Below are 17,620 nucleotides of genomic sequence, written 5' to 3'. Positions count from 1 at the left end.
GTTAGTCACAAGGTTCAGTAAGGGAGTTAATCCATTCTTCCAAAACGGGAAGAAAAGTTTCATCTACTAATGTTCTGCCGTTCATAGGCATTCTGTATTCTTCTAAGGTGGTGGCTTGTCTAAAAAAGAGGATTGAATTTTCAGCATCACCGGGAGTAATTAGTTTTGCGCCATCATAGCCGGGAATCTGAAGATCGGGTTCAACACATATCCCTAAGTTATCCGGGTTATTGCTTTCCCTAAAAGCCAAGCGCAGGGAACGTGCGCCACAATGACCGCCATACACATGGCAATGGGCGCAATTTATATCAAAATAGGAGCGCACCCTGGTTTCTAAAGTCTGTGAAATATCTTTCCAATTTGGCACAGTTTCAATATTTGCGGGAATATTGTTATTTGAAAGGTATCCAATTTCTTTCCACTTTTCAAGTTGGTTTTCCATACCCTCTGCATAACTATAAATAGAATTCAAATTTTGCGGTTTTGGTGCAATTGGAATAATCATGTCAAAAGACTTGTGGCAAATAAAACATTCCGTTTCTGATGGAATTCTATAATTAACAGATTTGGTTTCCCCGTTTTCAATCCAATCAATAGGAACGTTAAAACCATTTCCTGTGGTGTTTAGTATGGCTTCTTGTTGGGCTTCATCCCATATATAATTCGCAAAAATCCAACCATCGGCTTTTTTAATCAGCAAACGGGTTTCAATGTTTTTGGTGGTGTTATTAGGCAAAACATTATCGTAATAGAAGGTTTTAATCAAAACACTCCCCGGAGGAAAATCAAGGTTGTCTCCATCAGAAACGTAAGTTGCTGAAACATTATAAGGCATCCACACAAAACGTTTTTTGTGTGCATAATCAGAAAACAGCGTGTTTATGGGCTCGTAGGGTAAAACTCCATATACAGGCGATAAATCTGCTAAGTTTCCTTCATAAAAATTATAATCAGAAAGCTTTTCATAAGGAACCTCATTAATATCAAAATTTACAGGAGAAAAAGGCAAAACAGTAATGGTAACGGTTCCAGTGGCACAACTTTGTCCCGAAGGGTCGCAAATGGTATATTCAAACGTAACTTCCCCCACAAAAGTTACATTAGGGCTATATTCCACCGTGTCGTCAAGAATGGTTGCGGACGTTCCATTGTTATTTATAGTTACCGTTCCGCTTTGTGGCGCCGTAAGGGTTATAATGCCATTTTGAGGAACATTGGTGTCATTGGCTAAAACAGCAATCTCCAAGACAGCATTCTGAAAAACCTCTCCAGAATCTGCGTTGGCAATAATGTTTAAAGGAACATAATCAGAACCTTCATCGTCCTTACAGGCATTGAGAATTAATATAGAAAACAGCAGAAGAGATATTCGGAATAGAAAAGATTTCATAATGATATTGGGGGTCGTTTTGTTATATAGAAAAAAATTAAGTTTAAATGTATGAAAATCTTATTATTTTAACGCAATAGTTAGCAGAGTTTTGAAAATTAAGAAACTAAAATCAGCTACAGAAGGTCTCGTCCTTTGGGTTAAGATTGAAGAATAATTTTAGCTATATTGCTGTTAGAATAGCAGGCCAACCAATCAAGAAATCGGAAACAGCTGTGCGCGCTCCCATCATAATTTTTTATTTGGCACCGAAAAGGGTTTTGCGATGCGGGGTATTCTATAAAAATTGTTGCAATAATAAAAATAACTTCAACTTAGTAAACAAAACCTATCATTATGAACCCAAAATTTGAAGCAGGAATCAACATTGCCATAAAAATTCCAAAAAGCAAATACGATAAAACAGTTGCTTTTTACAGGGATATTTTGAAGTTGGAAGTGGAGGAGAAACCTATAGACAATCCCACAATATCCAGAACTCATGCCGTGAAATTTGGAAACAATGTGCTATGGTTGGACTGTGTGGACAATTATACACATTCAGAAACTTGGTTGCAGCTTACAGTTCCTGATGTAGCCGAAGCCACAAACTATCTGGAGTCCCAAGGCGTGCAAACTTGTGATGAACTTGAGGAATTACCTAAAAATATGCACTGGATCCAAGATCCTGCGGGCACGGTTTTTAACTTACAATCAAGAAAGATTAATTAATTCTATGAAGCCATGGGAAAGCTAATAGGCGCAATCAATATGACGCTGGATGGATATTGCGACCATACCGCAACAACCCCCGATGCCGAAATACATCAACATTACGAAAAACTGTTACTTGAGGGAGACGCCATACTCTACGGTAGGATTACCTACCAGCTTATGGAATATTGGAAAACGGTGCTGGAAAACCCTACTGGAGAAAAGGCAATGGACGACTTTGCCGTGGCTATTGACAGAATTCCAAAAATTGTTTTTTCGCACACGCTTAAAAGTACAGAGTGGGAAAGTGCCCGTTTGGCAACCCTTCCGTTGGCTGAAGAAGTTTTAAGTCTCAAAAACCAAGAGGGCAAAAATAATTTAGTGGGATGCCGAAGTTTGATTATACAGTTGCTACAACTCAATTTGCTGGATGAACTGCAGTTGTGCGTCCATCCTGTAATTGCGGGGGGAGGATTGCCATTGTTTGAAAATCTAAAAGACAGAAAAATACTTAAACTCATAAAGACCAAAACCTTTAAGGGGGGCGCGGTGTTGTTTTACTATAAACCGGAAAAGAACAACAATTAATTTTATGGAAGCCAAATACACAGACGAACAAACCTTCACAAAAGTTGACTATTCCGAAAAGCCACTGGAAATAGGGGAGTATGAATATTGCACCTTCGTTGGCTGTAATTTTTCGAATTCAAGTCTTGCTGAAACCCGATTTGCGGAATGTGAATTTTTGGACTGCAATTTTAGCAATGCCAATTTACAAAACACTTCGTTTCAAGATGTGCAATTCAAAAACTGCAAAATGCTCGGCCTGCAGTTTGATGCCTGCAATCCCTTTGGTTTTGCCGCAACTTTTGATACTTGCCAATTGGACCATTCCATTTTTTACAAAATGAAACTCGGCAGAAGCTCCTTTATAAACTGCCAACTGCAAAGTGTGGATTTTTCTGAAGCAGATTTGAAAAACTCCAAATTAACCTTCTGCAATCTGCAAAACGCCACTTTTCAAAACACAAATCTAGAGCAGGCAGATTTCAGAAACGCTACCAACTACTCCATAAACCCAGAACAAAACCGCTTGAAGGGCGCAAAATTTTCCTTGCCGGAAGTTGTTGGACTTTTAGATACATTTCAAATTAAGATTGAAAATTAATTTTAGCTATCTTGCCTTTTTTTTATTAGAAAACCTATCAATAAGCAGCCATAAAAACGATGAAAACACCTTCCCAGATCTTTAAAGTATTCTTTATTTCAGTAGTAGTATTATTCAGTTCCTGTTCAAAAGACGATTCCAAAAGCGATGAAAACGCCAGCTGCCAAGAAACCAAAATAACCATGCTTGTAAATGGGGAGTCGCAAAGTTTTCACGCCTATGGTCGCGGAATTGATATAAGAAGTGACGGCTATGAGCTATCCTTAAATTTTGGAAGGGAAGAGCAAAACCCATATCAGGAACAAAGCATTGTGCTTCATCTTCCCTACAAGACCACGGGCCAAAACATCATTGAGCAATTCATCTATTCCCAGTACAAGGACAACACTCTCTTTAGGGGTGATTTTCTGGAGGGGGAATTGCAAAGCAACGTAATTACAAATACAAAGAATTGCTTCCGGATGACCTTTTCTGGAAAACTGAGCGACGCCAACCAAGAAGTTATTATTACGGAAGGCAAGATTAGTTATACCTATGAGGAGCCTTTTAGTGAATAATTCTTGCAATTAGTTTTTTGCCTTTCCAATATCCAGTTGCAAATTGTTACCAACCCCAAAAACCTTTTACGCTTCACTGTTCACTTCTTATTTTCTTGCTTTTGGAAAACCTAAAAAAAGAATCCATAGACATTAAAATAACCCAAAGAATTTAAACCTTTTCTGGCCAATCCTTTTGTGTTTTCCACAAGTCCATGGATTCTTAAGCACTTTATTTAATGGGGTTGCCTTCAGATAATTTTGCTAAGGAAAATGCCGCAATGGCCATCACCAAATCTCTTACCGCAACATCCACATAGCTCCAGCTAAATAGCAATGTTAAGGCAATGGCTACCAGCCAAGCCGAAACTACATAAGCGCCTATCTGGGTTTTGGTCAATACCAGGATACCTGCAATAATTTCAATAACCCCCACAATCATCATAAAAGTGGAAGGTTCAAAAGGCAGCATTTCTGCAAAGCCCTCAGAGATGTATTGGGACCAATCGGTTAAAATATTGGTGAATTTATCCAGACCCGCAACAATGGGCACCAAGCCAAAGGTGTATTTTAAAAGGGTTTTTACTAAGTGTACGTTAGCGTTCATAATTTTAAATTTTTAATGTTTATACATTTGTTACACCCGTTTGATGGTTCTCTTCAAAAAAGGATACAAGAATTTTGTATCTTTTTAAAAGATTCGCCATCTAAAAGGAAAACAAGCACCGCAATGGAAGCAATAAAAAGCAACACAATTAACGACCATAAACTAAAAGAGGAAACGGTAATCAAGCGCATCTTGAGCGGTGAAAAGGAACTTTATGAAATTTTGGTAAGACGCAACAACCAAAAACTCTATCGGGTAATCAGAAGCTATCTAAAGGACGAGGCCGAAATTGAAGACGTGATGCAGAACAGTTACATAAAGGCATACACCAAACTTTACCAATTCAATTTGGAATCACAGTTTTCAACCTGGCTTATCCGCATTGCCATAAACGAAGCCTTGGCAGCGCTGAGGAAGAAAGGGAAAATGCTGTACTTAAACAACTATTCCCCAACTACCGATGATGTCCTGGTTATGGAAATTCCAGACCGTAAAAACTTAAATCCGCAAGAAAAAATGGCGCAAAAAGAGACCAAACAACTGCTGGAGCAGGCTATAGACCAATTGGAATTAAAGTACAGGACAGTCTATATAATGAAAGAGGTGGAGGAAATGAGCCTAAAGGAAATTGCCGCCGCCTTGGAGATAAGCTTGGCCAATGTAAAAATTCGGCTTCACCGCTCTAAGGAAATGCTAAAGGAAACCCTCTACAGACTCTCAAACAACACAGCGGTTTTTGAATTTGGCTTTAGCCGCTGCGACCGCCTGACCGAAGCCGTGATGAAAGGAATATAGCACACTGCCGAAAGAGGCGTACAATATAAACCCCTGATTCTATAATCTACAAACAAAAAAAAACCGCGCCCTAGCGGTTTTTTAACCCACAACTTGTTGAAAAACAGGAAAAACCCTGTAAAAAAATGGGGGAAATCCCCCTTGACTGGTATTGATATATTTTTGAACTTGAAGTCATATTAACCATTAACTGAAATAGTTATGTCAAGTTTAACTGAAAACCGACTTAACGAAGTCGTAGATCCCGCAGTGCTCACCACTGCGCTCACCGCCCTTAACGATTTTATGGCAGCCTTGCCAGAAGGCGCCCTAAACGATGACCAACGCCGTCGCTACACCGGTATGGATGTGGACAACCGCGTGTTTGTGGAAACAGTGGTAAACGTACTGCGCGGCAGTGGCGCCAGCGTGTTGCCCACCACCTTCCAGCTTACCACCCTGCAGAACGATTACGATCTGTTTGAGCAGTTGCAGATGGTTAGCGAACGCACCAAGGCCCTACAGCGCAAGCTGGATGACCTTTCCCGCATAGCGGCCCACGAGGCATATACCTATTCCCTCGCCATCTACACCATTTATGAGGCGATGAGCAAGGCAGGCAGTGAGGATGCCCGCGCGGGCTATGAACAGATGCGCGAGCGTTTTACGCGGACGGGCGGTTCCCGGCCTACCGATGGCGAAGACACCACAACTTAATTTTTAAGGCGTGGGAAAAAGCGGTTCTTCCCGAACCGTTTTTTTAGCAACTGGTTTTCACGAAAATCATAGTCTAAAAGTCAATAAAACTTACAATTGGACTAATACTATTGATTATTGGACTAATAAAACCCACCAAAAGACTAATTAAATTGACCTTTAAACTAATAATTCTTGCATTTAGACCAATACTATTGACTATCTAACTAATGTAATTGACTGTCTAACTAATAGTATTGACTATCTAACTAATAAAACTGATTGTTTGACTAATAAAATACAGCATTATGGCAACAAATAAGTTTAAAAAACAGAAAAACAGCCCCCACATAGGGGAAATGCTTTCCGAACGCATCAAGAAAAGACGCATCTCAAAAGCAGCCGTTTCGCGGGTACTGCAACGCGCGCCCGAAACAGTGCACAGGTTTACCAAGCGCCCTTCCTTACAGACTGAAATTTTATGGCAGCTATGCACGGTAATGAAGCACAACTTTTTTGCAGACCTCGCCGCCCAGCTGCCGCCAGACTTTACCACCAATGCCCCAGACTCCACGCTGCCACTACAGGAGCGCATTGCCGTGCTGGAGGAGGAGAATAGGGTGTTGAAAACTAAGGTGGAAACGCTTATGGCGGTGGTGGGGAAGGGGTAAATTACAGGTTTATACCCCTGTTGTAGTTCCTTTTTTAAATAGTTGTAAACGTTTAACTTTTTTATAAATATTTGTAAACGACTATAAATGGTTACATAGGTATTCTGTAAGGAAAAGCCCTTTATATTGCACCCGTTATGGATTTTTCTGCTATACAACGGTTATTGGAACGCAAAAATTATTCGCCACACACCCAGCGAACCTATAAAAGCTATCTTACTATGTACCGCGATTACTGCTTGTTGCATACCCTAGATGCAAGCATACAGGAAAGTGGCGAGGTGTTCATTACCTCCTTAATACACCAAGGGTATGCCATTAGTAGCCAAAACCAAGCTATAAATGCTCTTAAGTTTTATTGGGAAAATCTCTTGGGGCAAGAGCGCCTTTACCTACATGTAGTTCGCCCGCGCAAAGAAAAGCGGTTGCCCACGGTGCTGTCCCAGGCAGAGGTGATCCGTATTTTTTCTGCTGTGGCAAATGTAAAGCATCTGGCCATGTTGCAAACCCTCTATGCCTGTGGGTTGCGCATTGGAGAGCTTATCAATTTACAGATAAAAGATATAGATAGCAGCCGCAAGTGCATTACCGTGCGGCGAGGAAAAGGCTTTAAAGACCGCACAGTACCCTTGCCGGAAGAGTTATTGCACCTATTGCGGAAATACTACAAACAGTATCGTCCCGTTACCTACTTATTTGAAGGGCAACACGCCCAGGGTGCTTTAAAAACAGTTCCCTACTCACCCACAAGTGTCCGGCGGGTATTGTACCGTGCTGCAAAAAAAGCGGGCATACGCAAAAAAGTAACCCCACATACCTTGCGCCATAGCTATGCCACCCACCTTTATGAATATGGAGTGAACCTACGGAGCATACAGGTGCTTTTGGGGCACGGCAGTAGTAAGACTACCGAAATTTACACCCATGTAAGCAACCACCACATTACAAACACCCCAAGCCCTTTGAGCTTTTTAAAATAAGTTGTACTTTGGCCAAAGACATGCGAAATAAAGTGCATGTTGATATACACTAGTTGTGCGTCATTTAAGAAAACCCGAAAACAAACGAATTTGAGTTGGATAAATAAAATATTTGGAACAAATAAGGTAGAGAAAATTCCAACTCGAAAAATTGATTATACCCAAATAACAAAGGATTGGAACGCTAACCCAGTTTCACCTGAAATTGAAATAAAAGTGGATGGAATTGACTTGATAATGGATATTTATCTTAATCATTTTCAATTCGACAAATATCAAGAAGGAGATAAAGTCAAAATCCGATTTAAAAACTGTTCGGAATACTCTCTAAATACTTGCAATGACGAGGGGTATTTTTATGGACAATACAGAACAAATCACAACGAATTACCTTGGGGAGAATTCTATGAAATTAAGAGTGGATTAGATAAAGAGTTACCAAATCCAATTCATAGAATACAAAACAACAATTCGGACAGAAAACATTTCATATTCTTTTTTAAAGACGAGACATTTGAATGTCTTGCTTCTGACTATTCTTTAAATTTTTACAACGAAAAGGTACTTAACAGCTGTAAAAAAAACTATAATGTAGTTTTAGAAGACAAAGAAATTGGAACTTCAAAACTCGAAAAAGCAGACGCCCCAATGGGAGTGGCGTTTGGACTAGTTGAATTCAATGGAATTAAAACGCCATACAAATTATTGAAAGAATACTGCTTGAAAAATAATATTGTAATAAATACTGACGACCCAGAATTTGAATTTATTGACACCCAAGTAATACCAGAATTAAAGGTATTCAGAGAGGATGGACTTGAAATAAAAGGAGTTGCTGGAAATGCAATTACAGGAATGAAAGATGAAGGATATGAAATCTCAATTTTGGGAATAAGTTACCCATTTTACGAAGAGGAATTTCCTCATCACGTTGAACACTATAAAAATATGTTTAAAAAAGAATAAAAAACGAACGCACAACAATGGCTATAAGTAATTGCTTGTTCTCACCTGCTTCTGAAAATCATCGCGGATTTTCAGTTTGGTGTGTACTTGCAAAGTTAAGTGCTAAACCACGCAACTACTCATAGCCGAGACGTTGGCGTGCATTAAAAAATGAGATATTTACTTTTAACATTAATAATTTTTAATTTGACTTCTTGCGATTTCAAAACTTCATCGGATTATAATGCGGAGGCGGAAAAATTGGAAAAGGTAGGGAAATACAAAGACGCAATTTCTCTGTTAAATATCGCAATAGAAAAAGACCCTGAAAACCTTTACGCCTTAACAAATAGAGCTGTTGACAAATCAATCATTGAAGATTATATAGGAGCAATAAAAGATTATTCAACCATAATCAAAATTGACCCTGACAATACACTAGCCTATTTAAATAGGGGAAAGAACAAAAAAAGACTAGATGATTTTAAGGGCGCTATTGATGATTTCAATAGTGCAATTAAAACAAAAGGTACTGATGTTATTTATATAGATAAGATTGAGAATTCAATAATAGATGGTTTTGAGTTTGACGTTGCAATGGAAGAAATAAGATATGAAAGAGGAATAGCTTATTACAATATTGACAGCTCAAAAACAGCTTTTCAGGACTTTGATTTTTGTATTCAAAAAAACTTTGAACTTGGAAATAGTTATTTGTACAGAGGTCATATTTTTCACGCTTATAGAAAAAATAAAGAAGCTTGTTTGGACTATCAAAACGCATTAAAAAATGGAAATGAAGAAGCGATAAAATGGATTAAACAAGACTGTAATGAATAATAACAACACGCCAACACCGTGTAAAAATAATTGCTTGGTTCTAGCCTACTCGGAAAATCCTGCGGATTTTCCTCTGGTTCGTTCCATTTTTAGTAAGTTAGTTGCTTACACACGCAACTATCCTTATACCCAACGTTGTGCGCAAGCTAAAAAAGATTTGAATGAAATTAAAAATACTTACTTTATTAATAGGCTTAATATTTAATTCTTGTTCATCAAATCAAGAATCATTAAAAAATAAGATTATTGGAAAATGGGCTATTGAAAAAATTGAATTTAATCACAAAGATTACAAAAGCTATTTATACTCAAACGTCCTGATTTTTAATATTAATTCTGACATTTCTATTCCCGAAACAGTTCATTTTATAGATGACCCTAATTCGACTTGGAAAATACTAGATAACAAAAAATTAGTAATTGAAAGCTCAAATCTTGCTTTCAAAGATACCTTCGACATAAAATTTCTAAAAAGAACTGAACTTAAGCCGAGAGGATTAGAAATCAAATCTGATTCTATATTTATTAAAGCATTTAATTTATTTGATTTAGAAAATGAAAATTAAAAGCCAGCGCACAACAAAGATCTAAGTTAAAAACCTAATCTTTTTTCTACAATTTCGACATAAATTTCTCGTCATAGGGCAGTCCACTCTTTGCGATTGCAAATGCCTGTTTCAGCAACTTATTTTCAACTGCTATCAACGCCAGTTTTTTGCTTTTTCCCTTTGCCACTATACGCTCATAGACCTCTCTGCATGCTTTGTTGTGCTTGCATGCTGAAAACGAGCACAGGAACAACAGGTTCCTCAACTTTTTGTTGCCGACCTTGCTGATCTTGCTGCCCCCGATTTCCATGTTTAAACCAAACAAAAATGGTTAAAACTTAAGCCGTCATTTTCACATATGGTTCTTGTCTTTTTATGACGGCACAGACTCTGTGAACAAGCTTGTTCCTTATGTTGTTTATCACAAGCATCTTTGATTTTCCCTCTTCCACCTTTCTCTTAAAATAGCTTTTCATCTCTGGGTCATATGTCTTTGCCGCCAGGGCGCACAAATGCAGCTGCCGTTTAAGGTTTTTGTTTGCCATATTGTTCACCCTCGCCCTTTTCAAAATGCTCGTGCCCGAGGAATGCTCAAACGGCACCACCCCGCAATAGCAGGCCAACTGGCGTGGGTTTTCATATCTTGTAAAGAAGTTGGTGTAAATAGTGAGCTGTAGCGCTGTTATCTTGCCGATGCCCGGAACAGATGTGGCAAGGCCAACCGTCCTGTTCAGTCTGTCATCGGAAAGAACCAGTGCCTGCATCTCGGCCTCTATTCTTTTTATTTCCGCAGTTAGTGTGGCGCTTGTCTTCTTAATATTCTGCTGTGCCAACTTAGCAAGTTCCGGTGCAAACCGCTTGAGCTCATTGGGATATTTGTTCAGGTCCGCTCGGTTCTTTACCAGTCTTTCTCGCACCGTCAACAATATCCTCACCTTTTCAAGAACCTCGGGCAGGGGCTCGTAAACCTCAAGTTCCTCCACGTTTTTCTGCGCGTACTCGGCAATACGTATGGCGTCTATTCTATCAGTCTTTCCGCGCCTTATACCAAGGCTCCTGATTATCCTCAAGGACATTTCTACGCACAGGAAAGCATTTTTCTCCACGAGCTTTGCAATGAGGAGCCTGCCATAAACGCCCGTGTGCTCCGTACAGATCAAGCATTGCGCCAGTGACATTTTTTGGTTCCTTAGCGACCTAAGGAAAGCATTGATGCCCTTCTGGGTATTGTCAAAAACAAAAGAGGCGGGCTCTCCGCCACTTAGCACCGCAACGTCAAAGGTGTCTTTGGAAATGTCGATGCCGATAAAATGTAAAAAATCCTCTTTCTTCATATCTTTGGGTTTTGAGAAGGATGCAACCAAGTATCTGAATTGCCATCGAAACCCTGATAATAGGCCTGAGAACCTGAATTTCCATTTGATGCCCGTTCAGAATAAACCGATAAGGGATTTAATCGGGGGATAAGCCTGAAAGCTTTGCAGCGCGACTAACTCGCCCTTATCGGTCTGGTTGTTATCCACAATTATTGAGGTTATCAACAAAGAAAAGAAAAAGAAGCAAAAAGAAAAGAAAATCAATCACTTACATCATCATTATCAATGTTTTGAAACATCTATGTGAATAACATTGCTAAACTAAGGGCTAGCGCGAGCGTCCCGCTCGTGTAAACACAAACCCCATCACAACCCAAAAACTTCTCACGTCTCACGATTCCCGTCTCACTTCTACTTAACCAGCAAGCACACGTTCGCAACCTAATTACTATATTGGTTTTAATAAAAAAAATAAAAGTACACACAACCATTTTAATTTTTTAAGACCATAAAGAAAGTTAACTCCTTAAAAAACCAAAATAGTATGAAAAAAATAAGTATCTACTTTTTGTTACTTACGTTTCTTCCTTTAATCAATTCTTGTTCAAAAAAAGATGATGGTGGTAGGGAAAATGAAGAGATTGTTGAATTCCTTTGTGGTGAAGAAATCTCAACCATTGAGGGGGCTATTTGCTGTGTTTATGGCTCTGATCTGGCAAGCCCTGATGAAATTTTGACTTATGAATACGAAAGCAATGTAGCTAATCCTTTTTATGAGTGGACGGTAAGTTATGGATCAGTGACAATTGTTTCTGGCGCCAATGCAGCAACAGCGACAATAGCATTTGGCAGTGATTTCACTACTGCTGAAATTGTTTGTCATGCTACTCAAACAGGAGGAGGTAGAAAATGTGGTGAAAAGATAATTATACATAAAAAGTAGTAAATAGCAACGTCTTTCCAACTCCCCCCTGGCGCGCTTTTCCAAAGCGTGCCCATCCTTATAAAGCATTTTCAATGCGCCACTAAATCCTCAATCCCTAACAAGCGCAGGGCATCGTTAGGAAAATCTAAATTCATTTTTTATGTGAAGCGTTCTTACCGAGATACACCACAATTGATAAAACGTTAAGCAACAATCCAAGTTAAAATTTTACAATAAAATATTTGTTTTTAATACCAACGCTTGGTATTTTTGAGAAAAAAGACATGGCCAAAAACACTTCCATTTTACTAGGCGATTATTTCGACAGTTTCATTAACAACCAAGTTAAATCTGGAAAATATACATCTGCAAGTGAAGTTATCAGAGCAGCCCTAAGAATGTTTGAACAGGAAGAAAACAAAAAAGCGGAACTGGTTAAAGCATTGATTAAAGGTGAAAAATCGGGATTTGTAGAAAATTTTGATCGTGATTCCTTTTTGGACTTCCTAAAGAAAAAACATTCAAAAAATGAATTATAGATTAAGTATTGAGGCCGCAAATGATTTGGAGACTATCTGGCTTTATACTTTTGAAACTTGGTCAATGGAACAAGCTGACCGTTACTTGAATTCGATATTTGACGAAATTGAATATATATCTTTTAAGCCTGAATCTGCATTAGATTATAATCATATAAGAAAGGATTATTTCCGAGCAAAAGTAAAGTCACATTTCATTTTTTTCAAAGTAAACAAAAAACGCAACGAACTTGAAATCATAAGAATTTTGCATGAAATGATGGATATTGAAAGTCATTTGTAGAGGGTATCCGCAAATAGCCCTTAATAATTTGACCGTCCCGCTCGTGCACAATCCAAAAGATAAAAACTTCTAACATCTCACGTTCAATACTCACAACTAAATACTCACTTCTATTTTCGCTACCTTTGTAGGGCAATGAAAAAGAACAAATGAATTTTAAATTAACTACAGAATACACCCCCTCCGGAGACCAGCCCCAAGCCATAAAAGCCTTGGTGGAAGGCATAGAAGCCGGAGAAAAATACCAAACCCTATTGGGCGTTACAGGCTCCGGGAAAACCTTTACCGTGGGCAATGTGGTGCAGCAGGTACAAAAGCCAACCCTGGTTTTAGCGCATAACAAAACGCTTGCGGCACAGTTGTACACGGAGTTTAAAAACCTCTTCCCCGAAAACGCGGTTGAGTATTTTGTTTCCTATTACGATTATTACCAGCCCGAAGCGTTTATACCAAGCAGCGGCACCTATATAGAAAAAGATCTTTCCATAAACGAGGAAATTGAAAAAATGCGATTGAGCACCACCTCGTCCTTGCTTTCGGGCAGGAGGGATGTGCTGGTGGTTTCCTCGGTTTCCTGCCTCTACGGTATCGGGAACCCCGCGGAATTCCAGAAAAACGTAATCAGTTTGGAAAAAGGGCAGATCATCTCCCGCACCAAATTGTTGCACCGTTTGGTGCAAAGTCTTTACTCAAGAACCGAAGCAGAATTCAATCACGGCCGTTTCCGCATAAAAGGAGATACGATAGATGTTTTTCCTGGCTATGCTGATGACGCTTTCCGAATTCACTTTTTCGGCGATGAAATTGAAGAGATTGAAGTGTTTGACCCGTTGAATAACAACATAAAAGCCAAATACGACCGACTGAATATTTACCCAGCAAATATGTTCGTGACCTCACCAGATGTGCTTCAGGGCGCCATCCGAAACATTCAGGATGATTTGGTAAAACAGGTTGATTATTTTAAGGAAATAGGAAAACATTTGGAGGCCAAACGCCTTGACGAGCGCACCAATTTCGACCTCGAAATGATTCGCGAACTCGGCTATTGCAGTGGGATAGAAAACTATTCGCGCTATTTGGACCAACGTTTGCCCGGCACGCGCCCGTTCTGTTTGTTGGATTACTTTCCAAAGGATTATTTAATGGTTGTGGATGAAAGCCACGTTTCCATTCCGCAGGTTGGTGCCATGTACGGCGGCGACCGTTCCCGAAAGGAAAATTTGGTGGAATACGGTTTCCGTTTACCAGCCGCGATGGACAACCGTCCGCTAAAGTTCGAGGAATTTGAAGCCCTGCAAAACCAAGTAATCTACGTAAGCGCCACGCCCGCCGATTACGAACTTGAAAAAAGCGGCGGTGTTTATGTGGAACAGATTATTCGTCCCACAGGTTTGCTGGACCCACCAATTGAAGTACGCCCAAGCCTAAACCAGATTGATGATTTGTTGGAGGAAATTCAGCTTCGCATAGAAAAAGACGAACGCGTTTTGGTTACCACGCTTACCAAAAGAATGGCAGAGGAATTGACCAAATATTTAACCCGAGTACAAATCCGCACCCGCTACATCCACAGTGATGTGGATACCTTGGAACGCGTGGAGATTATGCAGGATTTGCGTCTTGGTCTTTTTGATGTGTTGGTAGGGGTAAACCTTTTGAGAGAAGGATTGGACTTACCGGAAGTTTCCTTGGTAGCCATTCTCGATGCCGATAAGGAAGGATTTTTGCGAAGCAACCGCTCCCTGACCCAAACCGTTGGCCGCGCCGCGCGAAACCTAAATGGAAAAGCAATCATGTATGCCGATAAAATAACCCGCAGTATGCAGGAAACCATTGACAGCACCAATTACAAAAGGGAAAAGCAGATTGCCTATAACGAGGAGCACGGCATTACGCCAACACAGATTAAAAAGTCTTTTGAAAACTCCTTGACAAAATCCAAACAAGCAGCCTACACGTTTGAAAACGCAGAAAGTCTTGCCGCAGAAGCTGAGGTGGAATATTTAACGAAAGCCCAGATAGAAAAGAAAATCCGCGACACGAGAAAAGCAATGGAAACAGCCGCCAAAGATTTAGACTTTATGATGGCCGCCAAGCTGAGGGATAAGATTAAAACATTTCAGAAACAATTGGAGGAAGTTTAAGTTCAATTTTCAATACTCAATGCTCAATGTTTAATGTTCAATTTTCAATTTTCAATGTTCATTTTTATTAACCAACAACCTGCAACCTGCAACCTACAACCTACAACCTACAACCTACAACCTGTAACCCCTAATCCCTATTCGCTCTTCGCTAATTCCTAATTTTACAATGCCTTTAACGTACCTTACTGTCCCTATTTTGTATTTTGCCTGTTATATGTTACCAGCGCAAAACATCAATTTGGACAATAAGATTATTCCCGAAAGCATCAAAAAGGAAGTTATTGAGGCAATTACCTTTTACCCTGAACTTTACGATACTGCAATAGAATTCAAATTCAAGGACAATATAAAAAAATCTACCATGCAGGCGCAGCCGCGGTTTGCAAGTTTTTTTAAGAGGAAGGAAAATCGGGAGTACGTAATTTTAATAAGCCGAAACATTCAGATTGAAGGCGAACATTTCACAATGGAAGATATCCCTTCCGACGTAAAAGTAGGTTGGATTGGCCACGAACTTGGTCATATTATGGACTATCGCGACCGCACCAATATGGGAATGCTTATTTTTGGAATAAAGTATTTGCTTTCCCCTTTGCACATTAAGGAAGTGGAGCGCACGGCAGATACCTATGCCATACAGCACGGGATGGGGGATTATATCTTGACTACGAAAAACTTCATTTTAGAAAACGCCCATCTTTCCGAAAAATACAAGGAGCGCATCCGCAGGCTCTACATTTCTCCAGAAGAAGTAATGGAGCTCATTAATAAAAATAAAGTGGAGGAGGAGCCTGAGATTGTTGGGGAGGGATAGTTGGATTGTTAGATTGTTGGATTGTTAGATTTTTGGATTGCTGGAAGACCCTTGACCCTTCGACTGAATTTTGACTATGCTTATGGCGACAAGATTTAAAATTTTGTATTTTTCATTACTAATTACTAATTACTAATTACTCACTACTCATTACTCAATTTGAGTTTTCACAAACGTTTCCCAGTCCGCGAATTTTTCCTCGCCCATCACTTTTTCCATCTTAACCTGTCCGCCCTTCTTTTTGTTTTTGGCGTTCCATTCGTGAAAAATATTCGGATGTATAGTGTTGACTTTCACTCCTTTCAAAGCCTTTGAACGCGCTACGGAATAATTTTTATTGGCTTCTTTTAAAGCTTCATCCAATGCCTGTGCAATTTCTTCAGCGTTAATCTCCGTTTCTGTACCCAAATACCAATGATGGTAAAATTCGCCATCAATCTTTACAGCCGCCAAAGTAAATTCAGGAATTTTAATATCAAATTTCTCTTCCATTTCCTGCAAAGCGACCTCCATTTTATTTACGGAAAGCTGCGAACCCACCACATTTAAAAAGAATTTGGTGCGCCCCGTGATTTTTATTTCGGCTTTTTCAACGTCGGTAAACGCAATGGTATCACCAATTAAATAACGCCAAGCTCCGGAAACGGTGCTGATTATTAAAACGTAATCTGTATCGGGCTCGACTTCCGCAAGGGTTAGGGCAGGGGCGTCCTGAGAAAGCGAACCGTCCTCGTTTATATATTCAGGTTTGAAGGGAACAAACTCAAAATAGATTCCGTTATCCGTTACCAATTTCATTGAAGTAGTATCGGGTCTATTCTGAAATGCCAAAAATCCTTCCGAAGCCAGATAAGTATCAATCACAGTTATGGGATGCGCCAACAGTTGGTTAAAACTCTTTTCATACGGTTGAAATGCAACGCCGCCAGTGGTGTACACTTGCAGGTTTGGCCATATATCGTGAATGTTTTTTGCGTCGTGATATTCAATTACCTTTTTCATCATAAGCTCCATCCAAGATGGAATTCCGCTTAAGGCGCCAATGTCCCAACTGCGCGCATTCTTGGCGATGGTTTCCACTTTTTGGTCCCAGTCGTCCATTTGGGCAATTTCCTCACCCGGTTTGTAATAACCCCGAAACCAAAACGGAATGTTGCTTGCGCTGATACCGCTTATTTCACCCTCCAAAAATTGATCTTGTTCCTCTAGATTTGTGCTGCTTCCGAGCATCATAATTTCCTTTTCGTAAAAATCGGAAGGAATTTCGAAATTGGTCAACGCGCCCACCTGCTTTATTCCCGTGGTTCTTATTGCCTCTATCATTTCATCGGTAACCGGAATTCTTTTTGAGGTTTTTCCCGTGGTGCCACTGCTTCGGGCAAAATACGTGGGCGTTCCCGGCCAGCTAATATCCTTTAAGCCTTCTTGCGTTTTGCACCACCATTCCGACTCCATTTGGTGGTAATCAAAATAGGGCACTTTTTCAGAAAATGATTTTTCCAGATCTTCAGATTCCAAGATTTGTGAGAAACCGTAATATTTTCCGAAGGCGGTATCCTTTGCTTTTTCGAGCAGCTGTTTTAAAACCTCTTTTTGTGATTCAACGGGAGATTTTTCCGAAACGATTGCGCCGCGAAGATCTATCGCCGTTTTTATAATTGAGCCGAGTATTGCCATTTTATTTTTTTTTTTGAAACTACGATTTTTCATAAAGCTGGAAGAAGCAATTAAATCAATTTTAACCT

General features: G+C 39.7%; 20 protein-coding genes and 1 pseudogene. 16 read left to right on the top strand and 5 right to left on the bottom strand.

The genetic code is table 11. The features are described 5' to 3' along the window. Window position 1: 1 nt before the first annotated feature. A complete protein-coding gene (locus Q2U82_RS00855; RefSeq protein WP_410005886.1) occupies window positions 2-1,390 on the bottom strand; it encodes an Ig-like domain-containing protein in 1,389 nt (462 codons plus the stop codon). 336 nt (window positions 1,391-1,726) lie between these two features. Between Q2U82_RS00855 and Q2U82_RS00850 the strand changes: the two genes are divergently transcribed. From Q2U82_RS00850 to Q2U82_RS00835, 4 genes are read left to right on the top strand one after another with little or no spacing between them, the layout of a single operon-like run. Further along, complete coding sequence (locus tag Q2U82_RS00850; RefSeq protein ID WP_410005885.1) at window positions 1,727-2,101, top strand: VOC family protein; 375 nt, start codon at window positions 1,727-1,729, stop codon at window positions 2,099-2,101. 12 nt (window positions 2,102-2,113) lie between these two features. After that, window positions 2,114-2,671 carry a dihydrofolate reductase family protein gene (locus tag Q2U82_RS00845; RefSeq protein ID WP_410005884.1) on the top strand — a complete coding sequence of 186 codons (558 nt, stop codon included), beginning with the start codon at window positions 2,114-2,116 and terminating at the stop codon, window positions 2,669-2,671. A gap of 4 nt (window positions 2,672-2,675) precedes the next feature. Beyond that, window positions 2,676-3,251 carry a pentapeptide repeat-containing protein gene (locus Q2U82_RS00840; RefSeq protein ID WP_410005883.1) on the top strand — a complete coding sequence of 192 codons (576 nt, stop codon included), beginning with the start codon at window positions 2,676-2,678 and terminating at the stop codon, window positions 3,249-3,251. A gap of 59 nt (window positions 3,252-3,310) precedes the next feature. Further along, window positions 3,311-3,808, top strand: coding sequence for a hypothetical protein (locus Q2U82_RS00835; protein ID WP_410005882.1), 498 nt, complete (start codon window positions 3,311-3,313; stop codon window positions 3,806-3,808). Window positions 3,809-4,019: 211 nt separating this feature from the next. Here Q2U82_RS00835 and Q2U82_RS00830 read toward each other — a convergent pair whose 3' ends face one another. Then, a complete protein-coding gene (locus Q2U82_RS00830; protein WP_410005881.1) occupies window positions 4,020-4,394 on the bottom strand; it encodes a DoxX family membrane protein in 375 nt (124 codons plus the stop codon). Window positions 4,395-4,517: 123 nt separating this feature from the next. Here Q2U82_RS00830 and Q2U82_RS00825 point away from each other — a divergent pair, with 123 nt between their 5' ends. The 7 genes from Q2U82_RS00825 (at window position 4,518) to Q2U82_RS00795 (ending at window position 9,866) form a co-directional block, all read left to right on the top strand. After that, a complete protein-coding gene (locus tag Q2U82_RS00825) occupies window positions 4,518-5,189 on the top strand; it encodes an RNA polymerase sigma factor (RefSeq protein WP_410005880.1) in 672 nt (223 codons plus the stop codon). A gap of 201 nt (window positions 5,190-5,390) precedes the next feature. Then, complete coding sequence (locus Q2U82_RS00820) at window positions 5,391-5,885, top strand: hypothetical protein (RefSeq protein WP_410005879.1); 495 nt, start codon at window positions 5,391-5,393, stop codon at window positions 5,883-5,885. A 287-nt stretch (window positions 5,886-6,172) separates the two neighbouring features. Then, on the top strand, window positions 6,173-6,535 hold the full coding sequence (locus Q2U82_RS00815) for a hypothetical protein (protein ID WP_410005878.1): 363 nt from the start codon (window positions 6,173-6,175) through the stop codon (window positions 6,533-6,535). A gap of 137 nt (window positions 6,536-6,672) precedes the next feature. After that, a complete protein-coding gene (locus Q2U82_RS00810; RefSeq protein ID WP_410005877.1) occupies window positions 6,673-7,515 on the top strand; it encodes a tyrosine-type recombinase/integrase in 843 nt (280 codons plus the stop codon). A 90-nt stretch (window positions 7,516-7,605) separates the two neighbouring features. Further along, the gene (locus Q2U82_RS00805; protein WP_410005876.1) at window positions 7,606-8,481 is read left to right on the top strand and encodes a hypothetical protein; all 876 of its coding nucleotides are present in this window, start codon (window positions 7,606-7,608) and stop codon (window positions 8,479-8,481) included. 150 nt (window positions 8,482-8,631) lie between these two features. Beyond that, window positions 8,632-9,300 (top strand): tetratricopeptide repeat protein, encoded by a 669-nt coding sequence (locus Q2U82_RS00800; RefSeq protein ID WP_410005875.1) that lies wholly within the window; start codon window positions 8,632-8,634, stop codon window positions 9,298-9,300. A gap of 161 nt (window positions 9,301-9,461) precedes the next feature. Continuing rightward, entirely contained in the window at window positions 9,462-9,866 is a 405-nt protein-coding gene (locus Q2U82_RS00795) for a hypothetical protein (protein ID WP_410005874.1), read from the top strand. Window positions 9,867-9,912: 46 nt separating this feature from the next. Here Q2U82_RS00795 and Q2U82_RS00790 read toward each other — a convergent pair. Together Q2U82_RS00790 and Q2U82_RS00785 are read right to left on the bottom strand one after the other, a co-directional pair. Beyond that, window positions 9,913-10,149, bottom strand: a pseudogene (locus tag Q2U82_RS00790) (IS110 family transposase); the annotation flags it as partial. 37 nt (window positions 10,150-10,186) lie between these two features. Further along, the gene (locus tag Q2U82_RS00785; protein ID WP_410004620.1) at window positions 10,187-11,182 is read right to left on the bottom strand and encodes an IS110 family transposase; all 996 of its coding nucleotides are present in this window, start codon (window positions 11,180-11,182) and stop codon (window positions 10,187-10,189) included. A gap of 526 nt (window positions 11,183-11,708) precedes the next feature. Between Q2U82_RS00785 and Q2U82_RS00780 the strand changes: the two genes are divergently transcribed. The 5 genes from Q2U82_RS00780 to Q2U82_RS00760 all read left to right on the top strand — a co-directional run bounded on the left by Q2U82_RS00780 (window position 11,709) and on the right by Q2U82_RS00760 (window position 15,875). Next, entirely contained in the window at window positions 11,709-12,107 is a 399-nt protein-coding gene (locus tag Q2U82_RS00780) for a hypothetical protein (RefSeq protein ID WP_410005873.1), read from the top strand. 266 nt (window positions 12,108-12,373) lie between these two features. Then, window positions 12,374-12,628, top strand: a complete 255-nt coding sequence (locus Q2U82_RS00775; RefSeq protein WP_410007106.1) for a type II toxin-antitoxin system ParD family antitoxin — start codon at window positions 12,374-12,376, stop codon at window positions 12,626-12,628. Next, window positions 12,618-12,911 carry a type II toxin-antitoxin system RelE/ParE family toxin gene (locus tag Q2U82_RS00770; protein WP_410005872.1) on the top strand — a complete coding sequence of 98 codons (294 nt, stop codon included), beginning with the start codon at window positions 12,618-12,620 and terminating at the stop codon, window positions 12,909-12,911. The genes Q2U82_RS00775 and Q2U82_RS00770 overlap by 11 nt, the downstream gene beginning before the upstream one ends. Window positions 12,912-13,060: 149 nt before the next feature. Then, window positions 13,061-15,058, top strand: a complete 1,998-nt coding sequence (uvrB, locus tag Q2U82_RS00765; RefSeq protein ID WP_410005871.1) for an excinuclease ABC subunit UvrB — start codon at window positions 13,061-13,063, stop codon at window positions 15,056-15,058. Window positions 15,059-15,293: 235 nt separating this feature from the next. Beyond that, complete coding sequence (locus Q2U82_RS00760) at window positions 15,294-15,875, top strand: hypothetical protein (RefSeq protein ID WP_410007105.1); 582 nt, start codon at window positions 15,294-15,296, stop codon at window positions 15,873-15,875. 150 nt (window positions 15,876-16,025) lie between these two features. Here the strand turns inward: Q2U82_RS00760 and Q2U82_RS00755 are convergent, their stop codons facing one another. Next, the gene (locus tag Q2U82_RS00755) at window positions 16,026-17,552 is read right to left on the bottom strand and encodes a GH3 family domain-containing protein (RefSeq protein ID WP_410005870.1); all 1,527 of its coding nucleotides are present in this window, start codon (window positions 17,550-17,552) and stop codon (window positions 16,026-16,028) included. Between the last annotated feature and the right edge of the window lie 68 nt (window positions 17,553-17,620).

This window comes from Aequorivita nionensis (assembly GCF_046352995.1).
Taxonomy (GTDB): domain Bacteria; phylum Bacteroidota; class Bacteroidia; order Flavobacteriales; family Flavobacteriaceae; genus Aequorivita; species Aequorivita nionensis.
This window is presented reverse-complemented; position numbering and strand designations above follow the sequence as displayed.